9 protein-coding genes and 1 tRNA gene are annotated in these 11765 nt (G+C 65.2%); 5 read left to right on the top strand and 5 right to left on the bottom strand.

Going from position 1 to position 11765, the window contains the following annotated elements; genetic code table 11:
• Positions 1–14: 14 nt before the first annotated feature.
• On the bottom strand, positions 15–686 hold the full coding sequence (locus LRS09_RS24105; RefSeq protein ID WP_257809550.1) for a TetR/AcrR family transcriptional regulator: 672 nt from the start codon (positions 684–686) through the stop codon (positions 15–17).
• An 86-nt stretch (positions 687–772) separates the two neighbouring features.
• Here LRS09_RS24105 and LRS09_RS24100 point away from each other — a divergent pair, with 86 nt between their 5' ends.
• A complete protein-coding gene (locus tag LRS09_RS24100) occupies positions 773–1546 on the top strand; it encodes an SDR family oxidoreductase (protein WP_257809549.1) in 774 nt (257 codons plus the stop codon).
• A 21-nt stretch (positions 1547–1567) separates the two neighbouring features.
• On the opposite strand, the gene LRS09_RS24095 is transcribed toward LRS09_RS24100, so the two are convergent.
• Entirely contained in the window at positions 1568–1786 is a 219-nt protein-coding gene (locus LRS09_RS24095; protein ID WP_257809548.1) for a hypothetical protein, read from the bottom strand.
• Between the two features lie 165 nt (positions 1787–1951).
• Between LRS09_RS24095 and LRS09_RS24090 the strand changes: the two genes are divergently transcribed.
• Both LRS09_RS24090 and uvrA read left to right on the top strand, forming a co-directional pair.
• The gene (locus LRS09_RS24090) at positions 1952–3442 is read left to right on the top strand and encodes a winged helix-turn-helix domain-containing tetratricopeptide repeat protein (protein WP_257809547.1); all 1491 of its coding nucleotides are present in this window, start codon (positions 1952–1954) and stop codon (positions 3440–3442) included.
• Between the two features lie 809 nt (positions 3443–4251).
• Positions 4252–7176, top strand: a complete 2925-nt coding sequence (gene uvrA, locus LRS09_RS24085) for an excinuclease ABC subunit UvrA (protein ID WP_257809546.1) — start codon at positions 4252–4254, stop codon at positions 7174–7176.
• Between the two features lie 448 nt (positions 7177–7624).
• Here the strand turns inward: uvrA and LRS09_RS24080 are convergent, their stop codons facing one another.
• Positions 7625–8056, bottom strand: coding sequence for a hypothetical protein (locus LRS09_RS24080; RefSeq protein WP_257809545.1), 432 nt, complete (start codon positions 8054–8056; stop codon positions 7625–7627).
• 585 nt (positions 8057–8641) lie between these two features.
• Complete coding sequence (locus LRS09_RS24075) at positions 8642–9472, bottom strand: aspartyl/asparaginyl beta-hydroxylase domain-containing protein (protein ID WP_257809544.1); 831 nt, start codon at positions 9470–9472, stop codon at positions 8642–8644.
• 186 nt (positions 9473–9658) lie between these two features.
• Here LRS09_RS24075 and LRS09_RS24070 point away from each other — a divergent pair, with 186 nt between their 5' ends.
• Both LRS09_RS24070 and LRS09_RS24065 read left to right on the top strand, forming a co-directional pair.
• Positions 9659–10465: a DUF72 domain-containing protein gene (locus LRS09_RS24070; RefSeq protein WP_257809543.1), complete on the top strand. Its 807-nt coding sequence runs from the start codon at positions 9659–9661 to the stop codon at positions 10463–10465.
• Between the two features lie 99 nt (positions 10466–10564).
• Positions 10565–10639 (top strand) — tRNA-Glu (locus LRS09_RS24065).
• A 41-nt stretch (positions 10640–10680) separates the two neighbouring features.
• Here LRS09_RS24065 and LRS09_RS24060 read toward each other — a convergent pair.
• On the bottom strand, positions 10681–11700 hold the full coding sequence (locus tag LRS09_RS24060; RefSeq protein ID WP_257809542.1) for a glycoside hydrolase family 25 protein: 1020 nt from the start codon (positions 11698–11700) through the stop codon (positions 10681–10683).
• Positions 11701–11765 lie beyond the last annotated feature (65 nt).

Here is an 11765-nt window from a genome sequence, read left to right as displayed (position 1 = left end):
CCAGTCGACAGACCTTATCGCGACGCCTTGGCCGCCAGCCGTTCCCGCGCTCGGCCGTCACTCCCCCTCCCATCCATCCGCTCTCCCGGCCATGCAGACAGCGCGATGTCCGCCACTTGCTTCAGCCTGGCTGTACACGCCCCATCGCACGCCTGCGCGGACATGCCCTGGACGACGGCCGCGTAGAAGCGGGCGAGTGAATCGGTGTCCGTATCCGCGGGAAGCTCACCGTCGCTCACGGCGCGATCGAGCCGATCCTTGATGGCCCGGGTCGCGGCGTCCCGCCGCGCCGCCACATCCCGGGCAACCGACGCGCTCGCCTCCGAATGCTGGAGCACCGCCGACGAGACGATGCACCCGCGCGGTTTGCCGGGCTGACTGATGCTCTCGGCAACGTCGTGCAGGTAGAACACCATCGCGTCATATGCGCTCGGCGCGCCGCGCAGCGCTTCGGCGCGCCGCCTGTTTTCGCCCTCGATGGCGTAGTCGAGCGCCTGTCGGTACAGGTCCTCCTTCGAGCCGAACGTGGCGTAGAGCGACGGCGGCGTGACGCCCATCGCCTGCGTCAGGTCGGCGATCGACGTTCCCTCGTAGCCATGCTCCCAGAACAGCAGCGCGGCCTTTTCGAGCCCGACTTCCGGCTTCAGCACCCGCGGCCTACCGCGCTTCCGGACGGCCTCCGTCATTTTTGTATCGATCCCTATAATATTCATTGACACGCTTTCCCGCCATTTATTATATCGGTCGCTATAAAATTTCAATGGAGAGACCGATGCCCGGAAAACTGTCGAACAAAGTGGCCTTGGTGACCGGAGGCTCGCGCGGAATCGGCCGCGCGACGGCGCTGGCCCTTGCCAGGGAAGGCGCGTCCTTCATCGGCGTGCATTACGGCAGCAACGCCGATGCCGCCCGGCAGGCCGTCGAGCAGATCGAGGCGCTCGGCGCAAAGGCCGTCGCCATCAAGGCCGATCTGGCCAAAGGCAGGGAGGCGGCGATCCGCATCTGGGAGCAGTTCAGGGATGCGGCCCTCAACCACACCGGAGAGCCCGGCCTGGACATTCTCGTCAACAATGCCGGTGTCGCGCCCGCGGTCTCATTGGCCGAGACGAGCGAAGCCCTCTACGACGAGGTCATGGCGATCAACCTGAAGGCGCCGTTCTTCCTGATCCAGGCGCTGGCCAAACATATCCGCGACGGCGGACGCATCATCAATGTCTCGACAGGCTTCACGCGCGTCGCCGCGCCGAGCCACCCCGCCTATTCGGCGTCGAAAGGCGCGCTCGAGACGCTGACGCTGGCGCTGGCGCCCGAGCTGGGCCGGCGCGGAATCGCCATCAATGCGGTCATGCCGGGTGTGACCGAGACGGATATGAACGCCGAGTGGCTGGCCAATCCCGAGGCGCGAGCCGGCGCGGAGGCCATGTCGGTCTTCTCGCGGCTCGGGACGGCCGAGGACCTCGCCGACGTGATCGCCTTCCTCGCCTCCAACGATGCGCGCTGGACCACGGGACAGGCGATCGACGCAACGGGCGGTGCCCGGCTCTGAGCATCTGGCTCGCCGCCATGGTCACCAGGAGGGATCTCGGCCGTTGAGATCGTCGTCCGCGACGATCTGCGGTCGGCGAGGACGGCCGGCATAGGGGTCTACATAGGCCAGCCTGAACGCATCGGCGAGCAGGCCGACCATGGCGGCGAGCGAGGTTCCGATCTCACGTCCCAGGAAGCGTGGCCGCCACGCGTCGGGACGCGGGATGGTCGTCGGAGCGCTGGCGGAGCTTTCGGTCATGGCGTCCTCTTGTGATGATGAGGATGGCACCGTTCCCAACTCTGATCCTTGGCGCGGACCTGAAGAGTCCTGAGCCGCCCTGAACAATCCTGAAGGTCACGGCTCGAAAGTTCGCCTTCACGCGCGCTCTGGATTATCCTGCCGGCGAGGATCGGTTCGCCGCCAATGGATCTGCAGTTCGGGGACTATCGTCTGAAACGAGCCGAACGGCTGCTGCTCAGGCCGGAGGGCCCGGCGGAGCTTTCGGCTCGATCCTTCGACATCCTTGCCGTGCTGCTGGACAGGCCGGACGAGGTGGTGGGCAAGAACGAGCTCCTCGACGCCGTCTGGCCCGGCCTTGCGGTGGAGGACAACACGCTGCAGGTGCACGTTTCGGCTTTGCGAAAGCTGCTGCCCGCCGAAATGATCGTGACCGTCCATGGCCGCGGCTACAAGTATGCCGGTCCCAGGCCGTTCGCGGCGGCGCCAGAAGGAACGGCGCTGTCCAGACCATCCATCGCCGTCCTTCCCTTCGACAATCTGAGCGGCGACCCGGAACAGGCGTTTTTCAGCGACGGTATGGCCGAGGACATCATCGCCGAGCTTGGCAAGTTCCGCGAGTTTCTCGTCATCGCCCGGAACTCCTCGTTCCGGTTCCGCGGCAGGTCGAACGATCTGGCCGAGGTGATGAAGACGCTTGGCGTCCAGTATGTCGTCGATGGCAGCGTGCGAAAGGTCGGCAACCGTGTTCGGATCACCGTTCAGCTGACCGAGGTGGCCACGATGGCCCATGTCTGGGGCGAGCACTACGATCGCCAGCTCGACGACATCTTCGCCATCCAGGACGAAATCACCCAGATGATCGCGGCGCGGCTGGCTCGTCAGGCGCGCACCGCGATCGCATCGCGCACCAGGGCTCGCCCGACCGGCAACATGTCGGCCTACGAAAGCTACCTTCGCGCCCTGCAGCTGGCCGGCCAGTATGACACGGTGATCCAGGCCGAACCGTTCCTGCAGAAAGCTGTCGAGCTCGACCCGGATTTTGCCCAGGCCCGGGCCATGCTGGGTTTTGTCGAGTCGATCAAATTCTGGTGGACGTATGACTCAAGTCATCTGGACACCGGACTGGGGATCGCGAAGGCCGCGCTGCAACTCGATCCCGAGGAGGCCTACGCGCATCTCGCCAGCGGCTTTGCCCTGATGTTCCTGCAGCGGTTCAGGGAGGCTGAGACAAGCCTGGACCGCGCCGTCGCCCTGAACCCGAACGACCCCTTCATGCTCAGCATCCGCGCCCTCCTGCTCAACTATGTCGGCAAATATGACGCGGCACTCGTCGAGCTCGAACAGGCACAACGGCGCGACCCGTTCGCAGTGGGATGGTTCGAAGATTTCCTCGGCATCATCCTGACGAATGCCGGGCGCTACCGAGAGGCGCTCGCCAGTTTCGCCAGGATGCCGACGGACACGTCCTGGTCGATCGTCTATCGCACCATCTGCAATGCGGAATTGGGCGAAACGAGATTGGCCAAAGCCACGCTTGCGAAAATCAAGTCGTCCTATCCCCGGCTTCCCGATCTTACGGTCGACGACATCGTGAAAGAGGAAATCTTCCACGAAGACCCCGCCATCTTCGAACGGTATCGCGCGATCCTGCAGCGCCTCGACAAGCAAGGATAGCTCTTCTTCCGCCGTGAACCAAGGACGCGACTTCGGCGCCTGCGCCCTAGCCTGTCCCTTGCTGCGTGCACTAGCCTGTCCCTTGCTGCGTGCAATTGGCGTCCTGTCGGCCGACGATCATCCTCGGCAGCCGAACCCGACCGCCGCAGCCCCTCGGCAACGCAAAGCCCCGCCGCAACTCAATGCGGACGGGGCCTTTTGTTGTGGACAATTTGCTCTGCCCATCGGCCGGCTTCAAGGGACCGGCCCTGTTTCGGATGCCAAGATGGCGTCGGCCATCGATCCGACTGCGGTCTCTGATTGTCAGGGGGGCGGCAACACGTGGTTCGGCGGATTTTAACCCGCGCCTGCGTCTGCCGTGGCTCCGTCTAGCTGCGGAGCCGCAAGGGACTGTCCGGTGGAGTCATGGCTCCCTCCTCTGTCCGTTTCGCCTCGTCGGGGAACGATCTGATCCGGTGTCTGCGGCGCCTCGCAGACGGCCCGTCGGCCACGGAGAGCGCCCTGCGCTCGTCATTCCCGACATCTGAAATCTGCGCCCCAACGGCCGCGAGGTCAAACCTTTCCGGGCCTCCGGGGCAAAAAGTGATCGAATGTTACAGGCCGCTTCGTGCGAACCGCCCTCACCTCCTGACATCGTCTTGTCAGGAGCCTCCGTTCACTCTCCGTTCTTTTCGCTTGCCGCGTCTTCCGCCGCCGTCTAATGCTTGGGGGTCGCGGGCGCGCAGCCCTCGACCTTGCGGCGAAAATACCTACATTCGGGCAGGCGGTCTCCGCCATCCCCTTTATCAGCATGAGGCTGCGGACCGGTCATGGCCGATCAGAAATACATTTCGATCCGCGGCGCGCGCGAGCACAATCTGAAGAATGTCGACCTCGACATCCCGCGGGATCTGCTGACGGTGATGACCGGCCTGTCGGGCAGCGGAAAGTCCTCGCTCGCCTTCGACACGATCTATGCCGAGGGCCAGCGCCGCTATGTCGAGAGCCTGTCGGCCTATGCGCGGCAGTTCCTCGAGATGATGCAGAAGCCCGACGTCGACCAGATCGACGGCCTGTCGCCCGCCATCTCGATCGAGCAAAAGACGACGAGCCGCAACCCGCGCTCGACGGTCGGCACCGTCACCGAGATCTACGACTACATGCGCCTGCTCTTCGCGCGCGTCGGCATCCCCTATTCGCCGGCGACCGGCCTGCCGATCGAGAGCCAGACCGTCTCGCAGATGGTCGACCGGGTGCTGGAGCTGCCGGAGGGCACGCGCCTGTTCATCCTGGCGCCGATCGTGCGCGGCCGGAAGGGTGAATACCGCAAGGAGATCGCCGAGCTGCAGAAGAAGGGGTTCCAGCGCGTCAAGATCGACGGTCAGTTCTACGAGATCGCCGAGGCGCCTGTCCTCGACAAGAAATACAAGCACGACATCGACGTGGTGGTCGACCGCCTCGTCGTGCGGCCCGACATCGCGACGCGCCTGGCGGATTCGCTCGAAACCTCGCTCAAGCTCGCCGACGGCATCGCGGTCGCCGAATTCGCCGACCGGCCGCTGCCGGCCTCGGAGACCAAGGAGGATTCCGCCAACAAGTCGGCCAACGAGACGCATGAGCGCATGCTGTTCTCGGAAAAGTTCGCCTGCCCGGTCTCCGGCTTCACCATTCCCGAGATCGAGCCGCGGCTGTTCTCGTTCAACAACCCGTTCGGCGCCTGCCCCACCTGCGACGGTCTCGGCTCGCAGCAGGCGATCGACCGCAACCTGATCATCCCGGACGAGAGCCTGACACTGAAGAACGGCGCCGTCGCCCCCTGGGCGCGCTCGACCTCGCCCTACTATCTCCAGACGCTGGAAGGGCTCGGCAAGGCCTACGGCTTCAAGGTCACCGACCGCTGGTCTGACCTCGCCGAAGAGGCGCGCGACGCGATCCTCAACGGCACCGGCGAGCGCCAGGTCGCCTTCAGCTACGACGACGGGCTGCGCTCCTACAAGACGACCAAGACCTTCGAGGGCGTCATCCCCAATCTCGAGCGCCGCTACAAGGAGACGGATTCCGCCTGGAGCCGCGAGGACATCGAGCGTTTCATGGCCTCCACCCCCTGCCCCGCCTGCAACGGCTTCCGCCTCAAGCCGGAGGCGCTGGCCGTCAAGATCGCCGGCCTGCACATCGGCCAGGTCACCGACCAGTCGATCCGCAAAGCCGGCGCCTGGTTCGATGCGCTGCCCGCGCAGCTCAACGACAAGCAGAACGAGATCGCCTACCGCATCCTGAAGGAGATCCGCGAGCGGCTGAAATTCCTCAACGACGTCGGCCTCGACTACCTGACGCTGGCGCGCAATTCCGGCACGCTGTCGGGCGGCGAAAGTCAGCGCATCCGGCTCGCCTCGCAGATCGGCTCCGGCCTCACCGGCGTGCTCTACGTGCTCGACGAGCCGTCGATCGGCCTGCACCAGCGCGACAATGCCCGCCTGCTCGACACGCTGAAGCACCTGCGCGATATCGGCAACACCGTCGTCGTGGTCGAGCATGACGAGGACGCGATCCTCGCGGCCGATTTCGTCGTCGACATCGGCCCCGCCGCCGGCATCCATGGCGGGCGCATCATCGCGCAAGGCACGCCGGCCGAGGTCATGGCCAATCCGCGCTCGCTCACCGGCAAATACCTGTCGGGCGAACTTGAAGTCTCGGTGCCGTCCGAGCGCCGGCCGCTGAAGAAGAACAGGCGGCTGAAGATCGTCGGCGCGCGCGGCAACAATTTGAAGAACGTCACGGCCGAAATCCCCCTCGGCACCTTCACCTGCGTCACCGGCGTGTCCGGCGGCGGCAAGTCGACTCTTCTGATCGAGACGCTGTTCAAGGCCGCCTCGCGCCGCATCATGGGCGCGCGCGAGCACCCGGCCGAGCACGACCGCATCGAGGGTTTCGAGTTCCTCGACAAGGTCATCGACATCGACCAGTCGCCGATCGGCCGCACCCCGCGCTCGAACCCGGCCACCTATACCGGCGCTTTCACGCCGATCCGCGACTGGTTCGCCGGCCTGCCGGAAGCCAAGGCGCGCGGCTACCTCCCCGGCCGCTTCTCCTTCAACGTCAAGGGTGGCCGCTGCGAGGCCTGCCAGGGCGACGGCGTCATCAAGATCGAGATGCACTTCCTGCCCGACGTCTACGTCACCTGCGACGTCTGTCACGGCAAGCGCTACAACCGCGAGACGCTGGAGGTCACCTTCAAGGGCAAGTCGATTGCCGACGTGCTCGACATGACGGTCGAGGAAGGCGCCGAGTTCTTCGCCGCGGTGCCCGCCGTGCGCGACAAGCTGGAAACGCTCGCCAAGGTCGGGCTGGGCTACATCCATGTCGGCCAGCAGGCCAACACGCTGTCGGGCGGCGAGGCGCAGCGGATCAAGCTCGCCAAGGAACTCTCCCGCCGCGCCACGGGCAAGACCCTCTATATCCTCGACGAGCCCACCACCGGCCTGCACTTCCACGACGTGGCCAAGCTGCTCGAAGTCCTGCACGAGCTGGTCGACCAGGGCAACACGGTCGTCGTTATCGAGCACAATCTGGAAGTCATCAAGACCGCCGACTGGGTGCTGGACCTCGGCCCCGAAGGCGGCGACGGCGGCGGAGAGCTGGTGGCGCAGGGCCGGCCGGAGGACATTGTTGCCGAAAAACGCAGCTATACGGGGCAGTTCTTGAAGGAACTGCTGGAGAGAAGGCCGGGCGGGCGGAAACGCGAGGCGGCGGAGTAGCCCTCCTCGCCCCTTGCGGGAGAGGATGGCTTGTCCCCGAATTTCGAGCCACTTGGCCGGGTGAGCCGCAAAGGAATGCGGCGTCATGAGTTATGCCGTCGGATGAATCGCAGCCCACTAGACACCGGGTCGCGACGGTCCATACTCTCGACTGTCCATGCATGAGTTCGGAGGCGGTGTGATGCCAGAAGGCAACCCGAATGCGACTGCAAACGATCGACGCAACGAAACGAATGAGGGAAAGACAAAGCCGGCCGGCGATACTCCGGCCGACGCAGCAGAGATGGCCGCAGGGTCGATAGCCACGAGCGCCGGGGAAACGGCCGCGTCTACAGGCCTCGCCAGTGCTGCCATTGGAGCCGGCGCCAGCGGCAACGCGACGACGGACTTGGGTAACAAAGAGCCTGAACCTCAGGCGAAGCGCGGCTCGGACGGCTCGTCCGGATAATTACTCAGGGGCATCGTAAGACCGGGACTGCTCACCGCCACGGCGACCGGCAATACCGCCTCGGCCCGTGATACGGTTGATACGTATCCGTCCACGCGTCGCATGCGACCGGTAGCGCGCCGCGCACCAGTCGGCGTGCGCAGTGGGGCGGTAGTCCTGGAGCGGCGGGATCGGTCGGTGCGCCTTGTAAATCGGCAGCGGATAGCCGCACAGCCGATGCGGGCACCTCGGCACGTGCCGGACCCGGTCGTGTCGCGGGCTGTGATAGCGCCGCGCCCCCGTCTCCATCGCGGGACGCTCGTTGTACCAGCGGGCCACCGGGACGGAGCCGTCATAGATCACATCGGTGGCGGGATCGTATTGCCATTCGCCCGCCCCCGCCGGCGAGGCGGCAAACAGCACCGCGGCAAGACCCAGCGCAGCTTTCCACATGTCAGGCTCCATCGACTGCAGCTGTGCATACAATCACCGGCGGGGGCGAAGGTGCCCTGCGTTCCGAAGGCAGGGTTAACGATCCGCAAATGCGGCCTGTGCTTCGCACCGGCCGCCGGACCGAAAAAAAGTCCTGCGATTCGATCTACCGGCTTTCCGGTCAGGCGGTTTGAGGTGTGCGGGTCAGGCGTCTACGCCTCCCTGCACCCTTCCGGCCTCAAACCTCCCTCCGTCATACCGGGCGCCGGAGGCGACCCGGTATCCATTCTTCTTCGCGATTGGCCGCTTCTTGCGCCAGGCTTCCGGCCGCCAATCGATCCCGGCTCACCTCCGGTCGCCGGGATAACGCCGCGCTTGGATGACGAAGCGCCGGATTCTCCCGCGACGAAAAAAATCTATCCACACCCCCGGCGCCCGGCGCGAGACTTGGCCGGCCAGAGCGAAAGGAGGCGGCGGTGGACTGGAACAGGGCGATCGAGAAGAACCGGGAGGCGCTGAAACAGGTGCTGGCGTCGCTCGTCGCAATGGCCGCATGCCCCGCCGTCTCCACCGCGCCATGCTGCGCCCAGCGCGCCCTGCCGCGCCTCAGTTCGCGCCGGCGGCGGGCTTTGGCGCGGGTCGGAACATCTTCCAGTTCTTGTAGAAGATGGCGTTGATCTTGGAGGCGATCAGCGACACGACCGAGACAAGCGCCGACAGGAGGCCCGGGAACGGCGTCGGCCGCACGATGTCCATGAACACGCAGTAGCGGCGCGCGTCGTATTCGTTGACCGAGCGGTGGATCAGCGTGTCGTCGAAGATGTAGAGCGGGTCGTCGTGCCAGTAGTGCTTGCGGTCGCCGCATTCGATGAAGATCTGGTCGGTCTTCACCGGCGAGAGATTGTAGAGCACGCGCAGCGTCAGCCGCAGCGGGCCGTAGTGGAAGGTGGTCGATTCGCGCTTCGAGAACACCGAGACGGCGATCGTCTTGATGTATTTGAACTCGCGCTTGAACTCCTCGATGTTGTGCGGGTTCTCCTTGCCGTACCAGGAGAAGACATACATGCCGCGCCGGCCGGCCTCGAACACCTTGTCGATGTCGCCGACGATCTCGTCCTTGCGGGTGCGGAAGGTGCCGAGCACGAATTCGACCTCCTCGCGCCAGGCCGGCGGCAGGTCCTCCATCTTCCAGATGCCCTTGTTGCGGTAGGACAGGAGGTCGATCAGCAGGTTGAACGGCGAGAGCAGGAAGGTCGGGATGCCGTTGCCGAGGAAGTAGCGCTCGAACACCATCGCGTCGCGGCGCGTGTTGCGCATCACGTCGATCAGCCCGCAGGCGAGCCACACGACGGTGACGACCGGGATGAACCACAGGCCGGCCACCACCACGACGGCGGCGACGGCGAGCTTGCGGGCGAGCTTGGCGGATATTGGCATGACGTGACTGGCTCCGGGGCCGGTCCCCACCGGCAGGCTTGCTTCATTACACCCCTAGCGAGCGCCTGTGAATGTGATGCGAAGCCCGGCACCATATGTCAGGAGGCTGGCAGGCAGCGTGCCGCCGCGATGGACCCGCGTCCCCTCACGACATAAGTTCTGTCGGCGACATCGATGGGAGGCGTGATGAGCAAGGCCGGAACGATCCGCGCGGGAATGGGCGGCTGGACCTTCGAGCCCTGGGAGGGCACGTTCTATCCCGACACGCTGCCGAAGAAGCGGCAGCTCGAATTCGCCTCGCGGCAGGTGCCGACCATCGAGGTCAACGGCACCTACTATTCCGGCTTCACGCCGGCGACCTATGCCAAATGGTCATCGGAGACGCCGGTCGACTTCGTCTTTTCGATCAAGGGCAACCGCTTCGTCACCAACCGCAAGGTTCTGTCCGACGCCGGCGAATCGATGGCGAAGTTCTTCTCGCAGGGACTGGAGGAGCTTGGGCCAAAACTCGGGCCGCTGGTCTGGCAGTTCGCGCCGACGAAGAAGTTCGAGCCGGACGATTTCGAAGGCTTCCTGAAGCTTCTGCCCGAAAAGCATGCCGGCCTGAAGCTGCGGCACGTGCTGGAGGTGCGCCACGGCTCGTTCGCCGTGCCGGACTTCGTCGCGCTCGCCGAGAAGCATGGCTGCGCGATCTGCTACGCGCATCATTTCGACTATCCGGAATTCGCCGACATCACGGCGGACTTCGTCTATGCCCGCCTGCAGCGCGGCTCGGACGACATCGCAACCGCCTATGCGCCGAAGGATCTCGACGGCTGGGCCAAGCGGGCGAGGATCTGGGCCGAGGGTGGCCAGCCCGACGACCTGCCCTACGCAGACCCGACCCGCACAGCGAAGAAGCTGCCGCGCGACGTCTTCGTCTACATCATCCACGAGGGCAAGATCCGTGCGCCGCAGGGCGCGATGGCGTTCATGGAACGCGTCGCAGGCTGACCGGGCCGGCGCTTCGGCGGCTGCGGCAAAAAAGCGAAAATTCCTCGCCGGTCCGGGTTGCCCGTCCCGGCGAAGCTGACTATAAGCCGCCTCGGCTACGCGCCCTTCGTCTATCGGTTAGGACGGCACCCTTTCACGGTGCAGAGAGGGGTTCGACTCCCCTAGGGCGTACCACCTTCCTTCTGGACAGGCTTTTTGCCCCTCGCCCCGCCAGGTCAGTTGGCGGCGATACGTTCCTGCTTGCCGAGCCAGCGGCGCCAGTCGGATTCGGAGCCGGAGAAGACGTTGAGGTCGATCTTGCCCCTCACGCCATGCGATAGGCCCGAACCCGAATACTGCCAGAACACCCAGTCGCGGCCCGGATAGACCTTGGAAGGATGCTGTGCAACCGCGCGCAACCAGAACGGATAGTTCTGGAAAGCGTTCTTCAGATTGTCGCCGTAGAAGTCCGGCGCGGTGTAGATGACGGGGCGCTGGCCGTAATGCGCCTCTATCTTGTCCATGAAGACCTGCATCTTCTCGAGCACGGTGGCGCGCGAGGGCCGCTTCTTGCAGGCGGAGAGATGGTTCCACTCGACGTCGATCACCGGCGGCAGCGCGTTCGGGTCCTTTGGCACGTTGCGGATGAACCAGTCGGCCTGGCTGGAGGCGCTGCGGCACCAGTAGAAGAAGTGATAGGCGCCGCGCTTCAGGCCTGCGGCATCGGCCTCGCGCCAGTTCTTGCGGAACATCGGGTCGAGATGGTCGCCGCCGTCGGTCGCTTTGATGTAGGCGAAGTTGGCGCCCTGGCTGCGCAGCTTCACCCAGTCGATCTCGCCCTGCCACCGCGAGACGTCGACGCCGTGCACGGCATAGTCGGCCGGCTTGCGCTTGCCGAAATTGATCGGCTTGGCGTCGCGGAAGCGCTGCCGCTGGACTGCGCCATAGCTGCGCGCCTCGGGCCGTGCCGTCGGCTTCGGCGGAGTGACGAGGGCGACGGCCTTGACGGCAGGTTCGTCGATCACGTCCGGCGGGGCGAGCGCTGACACCTTGACCGGGTCGACATCAGCGTCGGCCTCGATCAAGGCCTGCTGCTCCTGGGCGAGGCCCACCACTTCGGCCGGGCGCGGACCGGACACGGACGCGGTGGTTTCGGGAGAGGCGCCGACCTTGAGCACATCGGCGGCATTGCTCGACATGCAGCCGGCCAGCGCAACGCAGGCAAGGAGCGAGACGACGAGAGGGGAAAGTCGCATGTCGGACCGTTACACAATACGAGAAGGACCGAGCAGCGCCCGGAAAGACCAGTCTCTTTATGAAC

It is taken from the genome of Mesorhizobium sp. J428 (assembly GCF_024699925.1).
In the GTDB taxonomy this organism is placed as follows: Bacteria; Pseudomonadota; Alphaproteobacteria; order Rhizobiales; family Rhizobiaceae; genus Mesorhizobium_A.
Note: the sequence above shows the minus strand (reverse complement) of the source record. Positions and strands in the feature narration are given on the sequence as shown.